Origin of the sequence: Chryseobacterium sp. T16E-39 (assembly GCF_002216065.1) — a bacterium.
Lineage (GTDB): Bacteria > Bacteroidota > Bacteroidia > Flavobacteriales > Weeksellaceae > Chryseobacterium.
Map to the genome: position 1 here is coordinate 4,819,820 of NZ_CP022282.1, position 18,195 is coordinate 4,838,014.

12 protein-coding genes are annotated in these 18,195 nt (G+C 35.3%); 8 read left to right on the top strand and 4 right to left on the bottom strand.

The genetic code is table 11. The annotated features are described in order from the left end of the window. Both CEY12_RS21905 and CEY12_RS21910 read right to left on the bottom strand, forming a co-directional pair. Positions 1-1,005: a cytochrome d ubiquinol oxidase subunit II gene (locus tag CEY12_RS21905; protein WP_089029682.1), complete on the bottom strand. Its 1,005-nt coding sequence runs from the start codon at positions 1,003-1,005 to the stop codon at positions 1-3. Continuing rightward, positions 1,002-2,345 (bottom strand): cytochrome ubiquinol oxidase subunit I, encoded by a 1,344-nt coding sequence (locus tag CEY12_RS21910; RefSeq protein ID WP_089029973.1) that lies wholly within the window; start codon positions 2,343-2,345, stop codon positions 1,002-1,004. The genes CEY12_RS21905 and CEY12_RS21910 overlap by 4 nt, the downstream gene beginning before the upstream one ends. Positions 2,346-2,646: 301 nt before the next feature. Between CEY12_RS21910 and gyrB the strand changes: the two genes are divergently transcribed. From gyrB to CEY12_RS21940, 6 genes are all read left to right on the top strand, one after another. Then, positions 2,647-4,581, top strand: a complete 1,935-nt coding sequence (gyrB, locus tag CEY12_RS21915; protein WP_089029683.1) for a DNA topoisomerase (ATP-hydrolyzing) subunit B — start codon at positions 2,647-2,649, stop codon at positions 4,579-4,581. A 120-nt stretch (positions 4,582-4,701) separates the two neighbouring features. Further along, on the top strand, positions 4,702-6,594 hold the full coding sequence (locus CEY12_RS21920; protein WP_089029684.1) for a DUF3857 domain-containing protein: 1,893 nt from the start codon (positions 4,702-4,704) through the stop codon (positions 6,592-6,594). Positions 6,595-6,596: 2 nt separating this feature from the next. Next, positions 6,597-8,525 (top strand): transglutaminase domain-containing protein, encoded by a 1,929-nt coding sequence (locus CEY12_RS21925; RefSeq protein WP_089029685.1) that lies wholly within the window; start codon positions 6,597-6,599, stop codon positions 8,523-8,525. A gap of 66 nt (positions 8,526-8,591) precedes the next feature. Then, positions 8,592-9,005 (top strand): DUF5684 domain-containing protein, encoded by a 414-nt coding sequence (locus CEY12_RS21930; protein WP_089029686.1) that lies wholly within the window; start codon positions 8,592-8,594, stop codon positions 9,003-9,005. 73 nt (positions 9,006-9,078) lie between these two features. Further along, a complete protein-coding gene (locus CEY12_RS21935; protein WP_089029687.1) occupies positions 9,079-9,900 on the top strand; it encodes an RsiV family protein in 822 nt (273 codons plus the stop codon). A gap of 45 nt (positions 9,901-9,945) precedes the next feature. Then, positions 9,946-10,797, top strand: coding sequence for a diacylglycerol/lipid kinase family protein (locus tag CEY12_RS21940; RefSeq protein ID WP_089029974.1), 852 nt, complete (start codon positions 9,946-9,948; stop codon positions 10,795-10,797). Positions 10,798-10,874: 77 nt separating this feature from the next. Here CEY12_RS21940 and CEY12_RS21945 read toward each other — a convergent pair whose 3' ends face one another. Together CEY12_RS21945 and ggt are read right to left on the bottom strand one after the other, a co-directional pair. Beyond that, entirely contained in the window at positions 10,875-12,155 is a 1,281-nt protein-coding gene (locus CEY12_RS21945; protein ID WP_089029688.1) for a dicarboxylate/amino acid:cation symporter, read from the bottom strand. Between the two features lie 142 nt (positions 12,156-12,297). After that, on the bottom strand, positions 12,298-13,986 hold the full coding sequence (gene ggt / locus CEY12_RS21950) for a gamma-glutamyltransferase (RefSeq protein ID WP_089029689.1): 1,689 nt from the start codon (positions 13,984-13,986) through the stop codon (positions 12,298-12,300). A 226-nt stretch (positions 13,987-14,212) separates the two neighbouring features. Between ggt and CEY12_RS21955 the strand changes: the two genes are divergently transcribed. Then, a complete protein-coding gene (locus CEY12_RS21955; protein ID WP_089029975.1) occupies positions 14,213-17,059 on the top strand; it encodes a TonB-dependent receptor plug domain-containing protein in 2,847 nt (948 codons plus the stop codon). Positions 17,060-17,163: 104 nt separating this feature from the next. Continuing rightward, positions 17,164-18,129, top strand: coding sequence for an NAD-dependent epimerase/dehydratase family protein (locus CEY12_RS21960; RefSeq protein ID WP_089029690.1), 966 nt, complete (start codon positions 17,164-17,166; stop codon positions 18,127-18,129). The last annotated feature ends 66 nt before the right edge of the window (positions 18,130-18,195 follow it).

An 18,195-nucleotide genomic window follows, 5' to 3' on the forward strand; every position in this document is an offset into this window, starting at 1 on the left:
CTATTTTCTCAACTTACTAAATGAAGCCATCAGATAAAATAAAAACGGAAGAATAAACAGCGAGCCAAGCATTAATGCCCATGCTAACGCTGAAATTGTCTTGGGAGCTGCTACATGCTCTATTAAGGAAAGATGTTGCCCGTTCCCTAACAGGATTATATTAGGGTTATGCTGATAAGTTGCTGCAATTAATATCATAATAACCTGAAATCCTGCCAGCGCCCGAACAGGTAGTAATTTTCGTTGGCTCATTGCCCGGAAAATTAGTAATAAGGCAACAGTTGCAAAGGCAATAGCCATAATTCCTAATGGTTTTGAGAAAACCCAGGTTATTAAAGGGATTCCGGAAAGATAAGCTGAAAGAAAAACAAGTGCACCGGTAACGACCACAAAAATCATGGTTTGCTTTGATTTTCGGATCATTAAATTTAATTCCAATCTATCCGTTGTTTCTCTTAATGAAAAGATAGAAGCCAGATAGGCACAAAGAGATACGGTAAATAAACCAACGCTAACTCCAAACCAGTTAAGCCAGCTAAATATGTATAAATCTAAAAAGGTGGTTGCATCCGGATTTATCGACTGTGAAACAGTTGCAGCTGCAATTAAGCCTAAGAAAAAAGGAGTCAGGAGGCTTGCATAATAAAAGATTTGAGTATATAAAAATTGCCAGTCATCTTTTACGGCATCATAGTGTCTGAATGTAAAAGCGGTACCCCTTGCTATAATTCCTACAAGCATCAATACTAAGGGAATATGCAGGTAGGTTGACATGGTGGTGTAGATTTCAGGAAATCCCACAAACAAGATTACAATAGCAATAATCAACCACATATGATTTGCTTCCCAGACAGGAGCTATAGACTCGTACATGATCTCTTTTGTTTTATGGCGGGATCTTTTATTGGTAAATAATTCCACAATCCCGGCCCCGAAATCAGCTCCTCCCAAAATGACATACAAACAAATTGATAGCCAAAGAAAACCTATAACAACGTAGATCATGATTTTGTATTTTTAGAATTAAACTGAGCGTCAGTAGGGTCATAAAGTTTCGGAACCATTTGTATTTGTCTTTTTAAAAGAAAAACTAAAATTAATGATAAGGAAACAAAAATTGCAGTGAAGAAATAAAATGAATATTGAATTCCCGGCATTGGAGTAACGGCATCAACAGTTCGCATGATTCCATAAATGATCCAGGGTTGTCTGCCAACTTCAGTTACTGTCCAGCCGGCTTCCAATGCAATATACCCAAAAGGGGTAGCAATAAGGAAAGTTTTTAATAGCCAATTTTTGGTAAGCCATTCTTTCCTGAAGAAAAAGGAGTATACATATAAAATACCAATACAAATCATCACTACACCGAAGAAGATCATAATCTGGAATGAATAGTGCACGACGGCAACGGGTGGCCATTCATCTCTTGGAAAATCTTTCAGTCCTTTTACTTCTGCATTGAAGTCATTACTCACCAAAAAGCTTAATACTTTGGGGATTTTTAATGCATATTTTATTTCGCCTTTCTTTTCATCAGGAATTCCTCCAATGACAAAAGCAGCCCCTTTTTCTGTTTCAAAATGAGCCTCCATAGCGGCTAATTTGATAGGCTGTCTTTTTGCAACAGATTTTGCTGCAACATCTCCACTTAAAGGAGCTCCGAAAGCTCCGATTAATGCAAAGCCCGCTGCAATTTTAAAAGCTTTAGTATGGAATTCTACATTTCGCTTTCTCATAATTAAAAAAGCATGAACCCCGGCTACAGCGAATCCGGTTGCGCAAAAAGCAGCTACGGTCATATGCAGTGCCTGTGGAAACCAGGCCTCATTGAACATTGCTTTAATGGGGTCTATATTTACATATTGTCCGTTGATGTAATCAAAGCCTGCCGGAGAGTTCATCCATGCATTGGCGGCAACCACTAAAATACCGGAAGCCAGTCCGCTAAGTCCTACTAAAAAGCCACAAAACCAATGGAACCATTTGTTGAACTTATCCCATCCATAAAGGAAAAAACCAATGGCTATAGCCTCTATGAAGAATGCAGTTCCTTCAAGTGAGAAAGGCATTCCGAAGATAGGGCCGGCGTGTTTCATAAACTGTGGCCACAGAAGGCCTAATTCAAAAGAGAGCATTGTCCCCGAAACCGCACCCGTTGCAAATAAAATGGCGACCCCTTTGCTCCATGCCTTCGTAAGCCCTTTATAGACTTCATTTTTGGTTTTAAGATATTTCCAGTGGGCAAAAGCCATTAAAAAAGGCATCACCATCCCTACACACGAGAAAATAATGTGAAAGCCAAGTGACATGGCCATCTGGGCACGAGCTGCAATGAAATCGTCCATAATATCAATTTTTGAGTAAATAAATTTAAGCATTAATTATAGAAGAGCATATGATTTAAAACAGCCCGTATTGTTGAAATACATAATAACTTTGTATTTTTTTAAGATAAAATTCCTTTCTTGAGTCTTGAAAACTCCAACTTTTTTGACATATTTTAACTTTCATATTTCGAAAAAAATCACGATATTTGTAGGTCTTTGCGAAAGATGAAAAAGGAGACATTTAGATGTGCGATAAGAGACTAAAAATCAATTATTAAATCTCAATCTCAGATCTTTCAATCTCAAATCTAAAAAAAATATGAGTCAGAAACAATATACAGCTAGTAGTATTCAGGCATTGGAAGGAATGGAGCACGTTCGTATGCGTCCTTCAATGTACATTGGTGATGTAGGAGTAAGAGGTCTTCATCATTTGGTTTATGAAGTAGTAGATAACTCTATTGACGAGGCGTTAGCAGGATACTGTGACACCATTTTTGTCAGCATTAAGGAAGGGAACGGAATCGAGGTTATGGATAACGGTAGAGGTATTCCGGTTGATTTCCACGAGAAAGAACAAAAATCTGCTCTTGAAGTTGTAATGACGAAAATTGGAGCGGGAGGTAAGTTTGATAAGGATTCTTACAAGGTTTCTGGAGGTCTTCATGGTGTAGGGGTGTCATGTGTGAATGCACTTTCTAACCAAATGATCACTACTGTTTACAGAGACGGAAACGTTTATCAGCAGATATATTCCAAAGGAAAAGCGCAAACTGAAGTTGAAGAGATAGGGAACAGTGACAAAAGAGGAACAAAGCAGTTTTTCCAGCCTGATGACACTATTTTTTCAGAGTTAGTATATAACTATGATACCTTGGCAAGCCGTCTGAGAGAGCTTTCTTATTTGAACAGGGGAATTACAATTACCCTTACTGACGAAAGAGAAGCATTAGAAGATGGATCTTTCAAAACTGAAATTTTTCATTCTGAAGGAGGGTTAAAAGAGTTCGTTGCCTATATTGACGGAAACCGTGAATCTATCATGGAGAACGTTATTTTTATGGAAGGTGAAAGAGACGAGATTCCAGTTGAAGTAGCAATGCGTTATAATACATCTTTCAACGAAAATCTTCACTCTTATGTAAATAATATCAATACCCATGAGGGAGGTACTCACCTGGCAGGTTTTAGACGTGCTTTGACGAGAACATTAAAGAAATATGCTGATGATCTGGGTATTCCTCAAAAAGAGAAAGTTGAAATCACTGGAGACGATTTCCGTGAAGGTTTAACGGCTATTATTTCAGTAAAAGTAATGGAGCCTCAGTTTGAGGGACAAACAAAAACTAAATTAGGGAACTCTGAGGTTTCTGGTGCTGTTGATAAAATAGTAGGAGAAATGCTTACTAACTTTTTAGAAGAGAATCCTAATGAAGCAAAAATTATCGTTCAGAAAGTTGTTTTAGCAGCAAAAGCAAGACAGGCAGCCAAAAAAGCCCGTGAAATGGTTCAGAGAAAATCACCAATGGGTGGATCTGGACTTCCAGGGAAACTGTCTGACTGTTCATCAAAAGACCCTGAAGAATCTGAACTTTTCTTAGTAGAGGGAGATTCCGCAGGGGGAACTGCAAAGCAAGGAAGAGACAGACATTTTCAGGCTATTTTACCATTAAGAGGTAAGATTCTGAATGTTGAAAAATCGATGCTTCATAAGGTATATGATAATGAGGAGATCAAAAATATTTATACGGCTCTTGGGGTTTCTGTAGGAACAGAAGAAGACAGTAAAGCGTTAAATATGGCTAAATTAAGATATCATAAAGTGGTGATCATGACCGATGCTGATATTGATGGTTCTCACATTTCTACTTTGATTCTTACATTCTTTTTCCGTTTTATGAAAGAGCTTATAGAGAATGGCTATGTATACATTGCTCAACCACCTTTATATTTATTAAAGAAAGGGAACAAAAAGGTATATGCGTATAATGAAAAAGAACGTGAAGAGTTTACTTTAGATATGTCTCCGGATGGAAAAGGTGTTGAAGTACAGCGTTATAAAGGTCTTGGAGAAATGAATCCTGAACAGCTTTGGGAAACAACATTAAATCCTGAACACAGAATTTTGAAGCAGGTAACTATTGATAATGCGGTAGAAGCAGACAGTGTATTCTCTATGTTGATGGGAGATGAAGTTCCACCAAGAAGAGAATTTATCGAGAAAAATGCAAAATATGCGAAGATTGATGCATAATCAATTTTTCAAGTAGATATAAAATAAAAAAAGGTTTCAGAAATGAAGCCTTTTTTTATGATGAAAAATTAATTTTAACATTTATTAAGATTTCATTACATTTGCTAAATTTTTATAATAATGATGAAAATATTGACTATAGGAGCTTTATGTATAGCTTCGGTCTACTATGCACAGAATTATCCTGTGTCAGCAATTCCTGAAAATTTGAAGAAAGATGCCAATGCAGTTATCCGGAAAGATTTTACGACGATCCAGATTAACAAGATTGATGAGATCAAATATCAAATGAATACGGTAACGACTGTTTTAAATAAAGGAGGAGACTCTGAGGCACTAACGTATATTCCTTATGAAAAAGGAGATCATATTTCAGATGTTAAAGTTATAATTTACGATGAATCCGGTAAAAAAGTAAAATCATATTCAAAATCAGATTTTGGAGATTTTGCTAATAACTCTTCTGGAGTTTTTTATTCAGATAACCGATATCTAGCATTAACTTATACCCCTACACAATATCCATATACGGTTGAGTTTTCTTACCAGATAACAAATGAAAATACGATTTTCATCCCAGATTTCGTACCATTCACTAATACTAATGTCTCACTGGAAGAAAGTCAATTTAAAATTGTCAATAATTCGGGGATTGAACTCCGTACAAAAACGTATCCTTCCCTATACAATTATACATCAGTGGTAGAAAGCAGCGATGGAACGGGAAAGGTATTTGCGTATAAAAATGTTCCTGCTATTGATGATGCTTTTTTACTCCCTAAACCTGTGAAAATTTTGCCCAAAGTAAGTTTCTCACTTGCTAAATTTAATCTGGAGGGAAAACAAGGCAGTATAACGAGTTGGAAAGATTTTGGAGTGTGGTATTATGAAAACTTAGTGACGCCAGCGTCAGTTTCTACCCCGCAGATTAAGGCTGAAATTGCATCATTAAATTTATCCGGAACTAAAGAAGAAAAAATTAAAAAGATCTATCAATACATGCAGAGCAAGACCAGATATATCTTTGTTGGATTAGGAATCGGCGGATGGTTGCCTATGATGCCAGATGAGGTACAGAAAAAAGGGTATGGTGACTGTAAGGGGCTTACAAATTATATGAAAACGCTGTTAGACGTAGCGGGAATACCGTCTTATTATTCGGTGATTAATTCAAGTTCTTCACAAGAATCTTTTGATCCTGATTTTCCTAAGATGGGTGGAAATCATGCTATTCTTATGGTTCCAACTGAAAAAGGGAATATCTGGCTGGAAAATACCTCTCAACAGATCGCTTTTAATCATTTAGGTTATACGACTACGGATCGTAATGTACTTTCCGTAAAAAAAGAGGGGATAGAACTTATCAATACTCCTGTCTATTCTGCAGATCAAAATAAGGAGAAGCAAACGCTAAAAATTAAGCTTAACGAAGATAACAGTATTAACGGGCAGGGGCAGTTTGCGTTTACCGGAAATCAATACGATTACAGTTTGAGGTTTACCACATTGTCTCCTAAGGAAAAAAATGAATTCATAAAAAATCAATTAAATGTTTTACATTTTGAGAATATTGAAATGAAGGATTTTGTAAATGATAGAGAGAATGCGGTTGCTCAATACAATTTGGATTTTAAAGCGATTAATTATTCTAAAAATGCTGGAAGTAGTATGGTCTTCAGAGCAGTTCCTATTTTTTCAGATACAAATTATAAAATAGAGGAGAAGAGAGATTTACCGTTCGAGATCATGCAGTCTTTTGAAGATGAATATAAGATTACTTTCGAGATCCCTAAAAACTATAAGATCGAAGAAGTTCCGACTGACGTTAAACTACCTTCTGAGTTTGGAACATATCAATTGAGTTTTGTGAAAAATGGAGAAGAGCTTACGGTTACCAGAACAATCAGAGTGAATAAAGGAATGTATCCAAAAGAAAAATACAATGATTACATCAAGTTCAGAAAAAAAACGCTAAACATGGACAATTCTAAAATTTTAATTTCTAAAATCTAAACATGAAAAAATTAGTATTAATCATTATAAGCTCAATAAATTTTATTTTTATTGGTGCTCAAAAGAAAGAATTTCTTGATCCTCCAAAGTTTAATGATGCGGATCTTTCAAAACAAAAATCGACACTGGATGAAAATGCTCCAGCTGAAATATTATACAAGTCTGTACATTTTAATGTTGATTATTCTACTATAATGCTTCATAAGCAGGTCTTTTATAGAGTGAAAATCTATGATAAGGATAAGGCTGAAGATTTACTTAATCTTGAAATTCCTCTTTATGAAAGTGGAAGTGATAAAGAAAGTGTTTCTAAAATGAGAGCTTATACCTATAATTTGGAAAATGGAAGTGTAGTAACAACAAAAGTAGATAAAAGCTCAAAATATAAAAGTAAAGAGAATAAATATGTTTCCGTCACTAAGTTTGCGTTTCCTAATGTGAAAAATGGTTCCATTATCGAATATCAATATGAGGTAATTTCACCTTTTTTATATTCTGTCCCGGAGATAGTAATAGAATCTGATACTCCTTCTCTATACACTGAATATGTTTTGGATACTCCTTCTAATATTGCTTATAATGTTAATTATACAGGATCACTTGATCCTAAATACAGACAGGTTGAGGAAAAAATTCTATATGGAAGAGATTATAAAACCTACAGATTTGGGTATGAAAATCTAAAAGGGTTTAAAACTGAACGCTTTATAAAAAATGACAGAAATTTTAGAACTAAAATTAGTGCCGAACTGCATTCAACAAACTTTAGAGAACTGAAACTGTATTCTTCATCCTGGGAGCAAATCAAAGAAAGGCTGTACGACAGCGATGATTTTGGATATGAATTAAAAAAGACAAGATTAGCAAAAGATAACATGCCGGCTGATATCTCTGGATTAAGTGAAGGTGAAAAGGCTAATGCTATTTTTAAGTATGTTCAGAAAACTTTTACATGGAATAAATATTCGGGAGTAACAACGAGTGATGGAATAAAGAAAATGCTTGAGACAAAAACGGGAAATGCGGCCGAAATTAATCTCTTTTTGATTATGTTGCTAAGAGAAGCTGGAATAAAAGCTGATCCTTTAGCAATTTCTACGGTCAATAACGGAATGATCAACCTTGCATCTCCAAATGTTTCCAATTTAAATTTTGTCTTAGCTGCCGTAAAAATTAAAGATCAGTTTCATTTGTATGATGCCACATCAAAGCAGTCTTCAATGGATATGTTACCTATGAGAGATTGGAATCAATTTGGGATCTTAATATCCAAGGAGAAGGTACAGCAATTGTCGATGGTCAATACAAAACCAAGTTTTACTTATCTGACTGCTGTAGCAAAAATAGGAGAAGATGGAAGTATTTCGGGAACGTATTCTGATAAAGACACAGGAAGCTATGCTATGTTTGCTAAAGAAAATTATGATGAAAATGCAGAAAAATATAAAAAACAGTATAAGGAAAATTATTCTATAGATTTTACAAATATAGATTCTAAAGTTCTTGAAAATGGTGATTTTGAAAGCACAATGAATTTTTCTTCGGAAAACTTAATTGATAGGATTGGTAAGAAAATGATTATCAACCCAATGTTATTCCTGAACAAAAATTCTAATGAGTTTGATCAGACGGAAGTTAGAAAATATCCGATAGACTTCATATCTGCTTATACCAGAACAAAGAAAATAACTTTTGAAATTCCTGAAGGCTACGTTATTGAGGAAATGCCTAAGAATAAAAAGATCGTTACGGATGATAAGGAAATAGAATATAGCTATATTGCCGAGCAGAAAGGAAATAAACTGGAAGTTACTTCCATGACCAAAGTGCTTAGTCCTGATTACGATAAAGAATATTACCCTGCATTTAAGCAGATTTGGGGTGTTGCCTCAAAAACTGAAAATCAAGTCATCAGTTTAATTAAAAAATAAACTAAAAAGCTTCTAGAATATAGAAGCTTTTTTTTATATTTGACCAAACCAATAAAAATTAATAATATGTTAACTATTTTACAAACAGATCCTTATGATGGGATGGATTCTGCAGCTGCGGCAGGTGTAGGAATCGGAATGTTATTCTTTTACTTAATTATATATCTGTTCTATGGATATTGTATGTACAAAATATTTCAGAAAGCAGGGCGCGAAGACGCATGGGCAGCTTTTATTCCTATTTATAATATTATTGTCCTTCTTGATATTGTGAAAAAACCGACATGGTGGATTATCTTGTTCTTTATTCCATTTGTGAACTTATTTGCTTCGTGGATGGTTAATGACGGACTTGCAAAAGGATTTAGTAAAGAAACACCTTTATATACAATCCTATTATTTTTCCTAGGATTTATATTTATTCCGGTATTAGCATTTAATGATGATAAATTTGATGGACAGAAGATTCCTGCAAATTAAAAAAAAATAAAAAATTATATAAAACCATTCATCTTTTGAATGGTTTTTGTATTGACATCAGAAATCAAAAATTATGAAAAATATCCTTGCAACAGTCTTACTTTCCTCATTCTTTATTTTTTCAGCCTGTAAAAAAGATGAAAAAAAAGATGTGCCTACCGGAAAAACAGAAAATAATCAATCAGAAAAATTTGTAATCGATTCAGTTAAAGTGAATGATTCCATAAAGATTAATGACTCTTTGGGAGTAAAGTACACTTCCAGACTTCTTGTATTTCCATCATTAAAGGACCAGAAACTATTAGACAGTATTTATTTTATTAGTAAAGGAGCTAAAGATTTTTCTAAAAACGGGCTTCAGTCTTATCTGGAAAAGGAAAAAACAGATTATTTCAATTCTATGAAAAAGGAAGCTAAAGATCTGAGTGTAACATTTCCACAGGATTGGTATACCAGTACTTATATGAACTGGAAATCTACGACCAATGAATATATGCATATAGAATACGTAGGAAGTTCATATGAAGGTGGGGCACATGATAATTATGGATTTTCAGAGAGGGTATTTGATCTGAAAAATAATAAAAAACTTGAACTGGGAGATATTACCACTATGCCTAAAAAACAAATTGAGGGGATTCTGATGAAGAATGTTAATAAGATCAATAGTGGAACAACGGATGAAAAAGGAGAAGTGAAAAACTCTGATATGCTTTTGGTTGAAATAATCCCGGCGACCAATAATTTCTATTTTGATGATAAAAACCTGTATTTCCATTACAGTCCTTATGAAATTGCTGCTTTTGCTGCAGGAGATATTACTGTTCCTGTATCATGGGAAGACTTAAAGGGGACCTTAAAGCCTGAATTTAAAGAAAGAATGAAAATTAAATAACAAAAAATGCTTCCAAATCAGGAAGCATTTTTTAATTTTGCCATAATGGAAAAAGTAGCATTTATCATCAATCCGTTTTCTGCCAAAAAAAATTATCAGCCATTTCTCAATGAGCTGAAGAAAAAGGTAGAAAATCCTCTTTATTATATCTCAGAATCCATTCAGGGGACAGATGATTTTATTGAAATGCACTTTAATGAAATTGATATTTTTGTAGCAATAGGAGGAGATGGAACGATTTCTACGGTAGCGAGAAAATTGATCAATACAACTAAAATTCTGGCTATTTTTCCTGCAGGATCAGGGAATGGATTTTCCAACGAAACCAAGTTTAGCAAAAATTTGGATGAATTACTCGCTAAGATAAAAAGTAAAAAATCCAGAAAAATTGATACGTTCACAGTGAATGACCGTCTTTCGATTAACGTTTCAGGGACAGGGTTTGACGGCAAAGTTGTGAAAGAATTTGAAAAGACGGATCGTGGCTTTAAAAATTACATTAAGGTTTCTTTAAAGACATTTTTTAATTATAAACCGATTAAAGTTAAGTTTGTTGATGAAGCCTATCAGCAGTATAATGGAAGGTATTTAATGTTAAACATTGCCAATACGAGGCAGTTTGGCAATAATGCTTATATAGCTCCCAATGCGAGTAAAAGCGATGGATTAGTTGATATGGTTTTGGTTAAAAAATTTCCATTGACCTATTCAGCACTGTTTGCCTATAGGATGTTTACTAAAAAACTGAAAGATGACGACTATGTTACCTATCTTCCGGTTTCAGAGATTGAATTTAGTGTCAATACCAAAAACTGGCATTTGGATGGTGAATTTAATAAGATAAAATCTCCGATCCATGTTAAAGTTCTTCCCGCAAGCCTGACTATTTTAATCTAGGTGACACCTCGTCAGTTCGAGTGTTTTACGGAGCGAAGCGAAGAAAAATGATCGAGAATCTGTGACAGGAAAACCTACTAAATCTCCAATTTCTTTTCAACCTCCTGAGGATGATTTAAGGAATACTGCAGCTGGTTCTTATCCAATTGTTTTTCCCAATTGGCTACAACTACAGTAGCTACAGAATTACCAATAACATTGGTAAGTGCCCTGCATTCACTCATAAACTTATCTATTCCAAGAATCAGGGTCATTCCCGCAATTGGAATTTCAGGAACTACTGCCAATGTAGCTGCCAAGGTTACAAATCCTGCTCCTGTAACTCCAGCAGCTCCTTTCGAACTTAGCATGGCAACAAGAAGGAGTATTATTTGTTTTTCAAGCGGTAAATGTATATTGAGGGCCTGGGCTATAAATAATGAAGCTAACGTCATATAAATATTAGTACCATCCAGATTGAAAGAATAGCCCGTAGGTACAACCAATCCTACAATTGCCTTAGAGCATCCTGCCTTTTCAAGCTTTTCCATAATTCCGGGTAATGCAGATTCTGAAGAACTCGTTCCTAATACCAAAAGAAGCTCTTCTTTAAGGTAAAACATCAGTTTAAAAATGCTAAAACCATTGTACCAGGCAACAGCACCCAGCACTAAAATAACGAACAGGATGGAAGTGATATAAAAAGTCCCTACTAAAAAGATGAGGTTTAGAACAGAATGAAGACCATATTTTCCAATTGTAAATGCCATTGCTCCAAAAGCTCCGATGGGAGCTAGTTTCATCAGCATATGAACTATTTTGAATATGGGTGTTGAAAGATCTTGAAGGAAATTTGTTATTTTTTGACTTTTTTCTTTGGTTAAAACAAGAGCAATTCCCATTAAAATGGCGACGAGTAAAACCTGAAGAACATTTTCGCCTACCAATGGACTGAATAATGTTTCAGGAATAATATTCATCATAAATCCTGTAAGGGTAGAATCATGTGCCTTTTGCTGATATTGGGAAACATCACCTGAGAGCGTAGCGGGATCAATGTTTAATCCGGAACCGGGTTGCAAAACATTTCCAACGATCAGGCCAATAATTAACGCCAACGTTGAAAAGGTAAAGAAATAGATCATTGCTTTTATAGCAATTCTTCCAACTTTCTTAAGGTCGGTCATATGAGCAATTCCCAACGTTAGGGTAATGAAGATTACCGGAGCAATGATCATTTTTACCAGTTTAATAAAACCATCACCTAGTGGTTTCATCTTTTCTCCCAGTTCGGGATAAAAGTTACCTAAAAGTATACCTGCGATAATAGCAATAATTACTTGAAAATAAAGTTGCTGGTAGAATTGTTTTGCTTTCATTAAGGTGTTTTAATTTTTAAAAATATAATAATGGGAAAACATTGTGATTTATGATAGATTCACTAATGAAAATCTATTCAATATTTGATTCTAAGAATAAAATAGATATTGAAAATATTTGCCATATATTTCGAAAATCGAATTATTCTATGGCTACGGAATCATCACCCCGTCCGTCAGCAACCGCATGAATATTCCCATTACCATCGATGACAATCACTTCCATTTTGCCGAGTTGTTTTACTTTTTCGATAACGTAATTTTTAGCTTTAAGGTCAGAAATGGTAGATTCCGGGAAATTGTTTTCCACAGATACGGTTTCCGGAAGCCACTGATGATGGAATTTTGGGGAATTTACAGAGATATTCGCATCTAGTTTAAAATCGACTACATCTACAATAGATTGGTAAACAGAGGTCGCAATCGTTGTTCCACCAGGAGTTCCAACCACCATAAAAGGTTTACCGTTTTTCAGTAAAATAGTAGGAGTCATTGAAGAAAGCATTCTTTTATTAGGCTGGATAGCATTAGCTTCGCCACCCACAGCACCAAACATATTTGGTACTCCAGGTTTTATGGAGAAATCATCCATTTCATTATTTAAGAAGAATCCTGCACCTGATACAAGAACCTTGCTTCCATAATACCCGTTCAGGGTTGTGGTGACCGATGCTGCGTTTCCTTCTTTATCAATTACTGAAATATGGGTTGTTTCTGTAGATTCCTTCGGTTGTTTTATTATTTTTCCAACTTCAGAGCTTGGTGTTGCTTTAGAAAAACTGAAACTCTTCCATCTGCTTTTAAGATAATCATCAGAGATTAAATAGCTTGTTTTGTCTTCTATAAAATCTGGATCACCCATGTATTCCGCTCTGTCAGCATAAGCTCTTCTTTCAGCTTCCACCATAATTTGCACAGCGGGAGTAGAATTCAACTGGTACTTTTCAAGATTCTCATAACTTGCCATTTTAAGCATCTGAGCTAAAAGAATTCCGCCGCTAGAGGGGAGTGGCATAGAAACTACATTGTTTCCTTTATAGTCAAATTCCAGTGCTTTTCTTTCAGCAACTTTATAGTTTTTCAGATCTTCATAAGTGATGATACCATTTCCTTTTTTCATCTCAGAAATAATAAAATCAGCAGTTTTTCCTTCATAAAAACCTTTAGATCCTAATTTTTGAATACGTTTCAGGGTTTCTGCAAGTTCCTTCTGAATGAGAAGATCTCCTGCTTTCCACGGGGTTTCTTTTACAAATAAAATATTGGATGTATTATGTTTCTGAAAACTTTCCTTATGATTATTAAGCATATCTGCTTCCTTTTCAGTAATTGCAAAGCCTTTTTCAGCCAAATCTATTGCCGGCTGGATAATTTTTTCCATCGGCAGTTTGCAATATTTTAAAGTAGCAAAAAATCCGGCGATACTTCCGGGAACTCCTACGGCTAATCTTCCATTTTGAGACCAGTCGGTATTGGCTTTTCCATTTTTATCAAGATACATGTCTTTGGAGGCATGTTTTGGAGCGGTTTCCCTGTAGTCTAAAGTGAATTTCTCACCATTGTTTTTTACACCTACTAAAAAGCCACCACCACCGATGTTTCCTGCCTGAGGATAAACAACGGCTAATGCATATTGGGTTGCAACAATGGCATCATAAGCATTTCCTCCCAATTTCATCATTTTTGTACCTGCTTCACTGGCTAATGGGTGCGCAGAAACGACCACTCCTTTATTTTTTACTTTGACTTCTTTTACAATGTTGAAATCAGTAAACTGTCCCGAATAAAGGTGTATACTTAAAAATGCAGCCGCAAATAATAGGTTCTTCATATCATTTTGTTTTTTCTAAGAAGCAAAAGTATATATTTTTTTCATGAAAATCTGGGTCTCTGAATTGATAAATTTAAAAATTATCTAATTTTTAGTAAAAACGAACAAGTGTTAGTGTATGTTTATTTATTAGTTGTATTGGTTAAGTATAGTTTAACAAAATTGACATTTTTTTAAGTTTAAATTGTTTTTAAAAGATAATTCATTACTTTTGGAAAAAAAGCATATGACCAAAAATTACCAAAAGGCTACTTCTCTGGCTGCGTTATTTTTAGTTTCCATGTACGCTCACGCGCAGACGGATTCTACAAAGACGAAAAATATAGAGGAAATCAAAATTACATTAGGTTCCAGAAACAAAGCAAGAGTGGCAACGGATACGCCAGTACCTGTTGATGTCATCAATATCGGCTCTCAATCCGTTATGACACCGCAGATGGACCTGAATCAGATTTTAAATTATGCCGCACCCTCATTTACATCAAACTCAACAACCGTTGCCGATGGAACCGATCATATTGATCCTGCTCAATTGAGGGGGTTAGGACCAGATCAAGTATTGGTTTTGTTAAACGGTAAAAGAAGACATACTTCCTCTTTGGTCAATGTTAATGGTTCTCCCGGAAGAGGCTCTGTAGGTACAGATTTAAATGCACTCCCTGCTTTTGCAATTGAACGTCTTGAGGTATTGCGAGATGGAGCATCTGCCCAGTATGGATCTGATGCCATTGCTGGTGTTATCAATGTGATCATGAAAAAAAATACCAATGCATTTACCGCTGCAATCACTGCGGGAGGTTTCAATTCTAAAGGGTCGAATGATCATGATGGAGGTTGGGATGGAGGTAAGTATCAGGTAGATCTTAACTATGGTACAAATATAGGAAAGAAGGGATTTATCAATTTTACCGGAAGTTTGATGAAGAGGGATGATACCCGAAGAGCTAATGCTGCTACAGGAGGGATTTTTCGAGCATATAATGCTATTGAACGCAGAGCATTGGAGGATGGAGTCAATATTTCTTCTCTATTTAGTAATATTAATAATACTCCTAATTCACAGCAGATTATTAATTATATCCATCAATATGCGCAAAATGTGAATTATTTTAATCCTGCTTTCCAGTCGCAGATTCAAAATGAAAACACTATTTCCGGCTTGCAGACTCTTTTATTTACTGATGTTACAGAGAATGAGTTAGCATACAGAGGGCTTGATAGAAATGATTTTAACATGAGGGTCGGGCAGTCCAGGTTGACATCTGGACAATTCTTTATGAATTCTCAATTTGACTTGTCATCCGCTATGCAAGGATATGCTTTTGGAGGGATTTCATACAGAAGTGGAAATGCAGGTGGATTTTTCCGTAGACCAAATGATGTAAGGACTTCTACCTCAATTTACTCCAATGGATTCCTTCCGGAAATTGCATCCGATGTTATTGATCTATCTTTTGCTGCTGGTGTCAAGGGGAAAGTTGGAAATATTAATTATGATGTGAGTAATACATATGGCCGAAATACATTTGATTACACTATCAAAAATACAGCAAACGCTTCAATGCTTTTTCCCAGTAAAACAGAATTTGACGCGGGAGGATTAAGTTTTTCGCAGAACACTATTAATGCTGATTTTGATACCAGGCTTGATTGGCTGAAAGGTTTTAATATTGCTTTCGGAGGTGAAGCCAGGTTTGAAAGATATAAAATTACAAATGGAGAGCAGGATTCTTGGGCACTATATGATATTAATGGTAATATCCAGGATGCTTTAACTCCTGCAAGTTTAAAACCAACTGATTTTTTTGGAGCTGTAAGACCTGGGGGAGCACAGGTTTTTCCGGGATTCAGGCCTGCGAATAGTTTAAATAAGGAAAGGAGTTCTGTGGCAGGATATGTGGATACTGAGCTTGACGTTACAGATAAATGGTTGATAAGTGGTGCGGTGAGGTTTGAAAATTACTCTGATTTTGGATCTACATTTAATTATAAGATTGCAACAAGATATAAACTTACGGATCAGATTAACGTCAGAGCGGCACATTCAACGGGGTTCCGTGCACCTTCTTTGCAGCAGATTTATTATAATGCAACATCAACTCAGTTTGTAGGAGGCGTTGCTTATGAAGTGGGAACATTCTCTAACGATTCTGATATAGCGAAGAATTTAGGAATTCCTCAATTGAAACAAGAGGAATCTGTAAGTTATTCTGCGGGATTTACGGCTAAAATACCTAATGCTAACCTTACTTTCACAGTGGATGGATATTACATTAAAATTAAAAACAGAGTCGTTCTTACTGATCAGTTTTTAAGACCAAGCGGAACATATCCAGATGGAAGTCCATTGTATAAGCTTCAAAGGGAATTTGATAAAGCCAATGCGAATGCGGCTACTTTTTTTGCTAATGCTATTGATACACAGACCAAAGGGTTGGAAGGGGTAGTTTCTCACAGGGCTAAATTCTCTCCAACGGTTTCATTGAATTCTGATTTAGCAGTAACGGTTTCTAAAACAAATAGAGTAGGAGAGATTCATGGCTCTGATCTTTTAATTAATGCCGGACAGATCAACCGTTATTATTCTGAAACAAGTCGGGTGTATGTTGAGGAAGCTGTTCCCAGATTTAAAGCATCATTGAATAATGGATTGGAAATTGGGAAGTTTAGTGTATTAGTCAGAAATGTGTATTTCGGAAAAGTAACGGATCCCAATACAATGGATGCCAATGGGGACGGTAAAATTGGTTACGAAATAATCAATGGAAGTGTAGTGGAAAATGAACATCCGGTTTGGGGAGCGAAAATAATAACCGATCTTTCGGTGGGGTACAAGTTCAATAAAAATTTTATTTTGACAATTGGTGCGAACAATCTGTTTGATATTTATCCGGATAAGAATTATGGGCCGACAACAGTGCAGAGGCCTTCTATGGATGCTTCGGGTAATATTATATATACGCCAGCTTCGATTGATTTATCTAATCAGAACCAATTTGTATATTCCAGAAATATCTCGCAGTTCGGGATGAATGGAAGATTTCTTTTTACAAGGCTTAATTTTAATTTTTAGAAAACTTTATCAATCTTCTACAGGTGTGTTTTTACACACCTTTTTTTATTATGATAAGCATGATTTTTTTACTTTTGTAAGATTCAAACCTAAAAGAAATAAAAATGGAATCCTATACGGAAAAAATACTTATTACCGGGGCTTTAGGGCAAATCGGAACTGAACTTACCAATAGACTTGTTGAAATTCACGGAGCAGAAAATGTAGTAGCTTCCGGCCTCGACAGATGGCAGAAAGGAATTACGTCAGCCGGATATTATGAAAGAATGGACGTTACTAATACGCAACTTGTAAGACAGATCATTAAAGATTATGATATTACTACAGTGTATCACCTGGCTTCATTGTTATCAGGAACTTCAGAGAAGCAGCCAATTTTTGCATGGAAGCTAAATCTTGAACCCCTTCTTCATTTTTGTGAGATGGCTAAAGAAGGATTGCTTAAAAAGATCTTCTGGCCAAGTTCAATAGCTGTTTTCGGAAAAGGGATTCCTAAAGAAAATGTGGAGCAGGATGTAGTATTAAACCCAACTACCGTTTATGGGATTTCTAAAATGGCAGGTGAGAAATGGTGTGAATATTATTTTGATAAACATGGAGTAGATGTAAGAAGTATCCGATATCCTGGATTGATTTCATGGAAAACACCAGCAGGTGGTGGGACTACTGATTATGCTGTAGAGATTTTTTATGAAGCGATAGAAGAGGGCAAATACACAAGTTTTATTTCTGAAAATACAGGAATGCCTATGTTGTATATGGACGATGCTATTAATGCAACCTTGAAATTAATGGAGGCTCCGAAAGAAAGTTTAACGATTCGTTCCTCTTATAATTTGGGTGGAATGTCTTTTACTCCGAAAGAACTGGCAGAAGAAATTAAGAAAGAAATTCCAGAATTTACGATCGATTATAAACCTGATTTCAGACAACAAATTGCAGATTCATGGCCAGCTTCAATTGATGATTCAATTGCTAAAAAAGACTGGGGATTAACTTATGATTTCGGAATTTCTGAAATGACAAAGGATATGATCAAGAATTTGAAAGTAAAATTAGGTAAGAATTAATCTACCTTAAGTAAAACTTTAATTAAAAGTGTTTTTAACTTCTCATTTTTAATTAATTATGAAATT

Bases quoted from the DNA above. Each gene is read 5' to 3' on its own strand.
- CEY12_RS21905 (WP_089029682.1), bottom strand. From the start codon at position 1,005: ATGATCTACGTTGTTATAGGTTTTCTTTGGCTATCAATTTGTTTGTAT.
- CEY12_RS21910 (WP_089029973.1), bottom strand. From the start codon at position 2,345: ATGGACGATTTCATTGCAGCTCGTGCCCAGATGGCCATGTCACTTGGC.
- gyrB (WP_089029683.1), top strand. From the start codon at position 2,647: ATGAGTCAGAAACAATATACAGCTAGTAGTATTCAGGCATTGGAAGGA.
- CEY12_RS21920 (WP_089029684.1), top strand. From the start codon at position 4,702: ATGATGAAAATATTGACTATAGGAGCTTTATGTATAGCTTCGGTCTAC.
- CEY12_RS21925 (WP_089029685.1), top strand. From the start codon at position 6,597: ATGAAAAAATTAGTATTAATCATTATAAGCTCAATAAATTTTATTTTT.
- CEY12_RS21930 (WP_089029686.1), top strand. From the start codon at position 8,592: ATGTTAACTATTTTACAAACAGATCCTTATGATGGGATGGATTCTGCA.
- CEY12_RS21935 (WP_089029687.1), top strand. From the start codon at position 9,079: ATGAAAAATATCCTTGCAACAGTCTTACTTTCCTCATTCTTTATTTTT.
- CEY12_RS21940 (WP_089029974.1), top strand. From the start codon at position 9,946: ATGGAAAAAGTAGCATTTATCATCAATCCGTTTTCTGCCAAAAAAAAT.
- CEY12_RS21945 (WP_089029688.1), bottom strand. From the start codon at position 12,155: ATGAAAGCAAAACAATTCTACCAGCAACTTTATTTTCAAGTAATTATT.
- ggt (WP_089029689.1), bottom strand. From the start codon at position 13,986: ATGAAGAACCTATTATTTGCGGCTGCATTTTTAAGTATACACCTTTAT.
- CEY12_RS21955 (WP_089029975.1), top strand. From the start codon at position 14,213: ATGACCAAAAATTACCAAAAGGCTACTTCTCTGGCTGCGTTATTTTTA.
- CEY12_RS21960 (WP_089029690.1), top strand. From the start codon at position 17,164: ATGGAATCCTATACGGAAAAAATACTTATTACCGGGGCTTTAGGGCAA.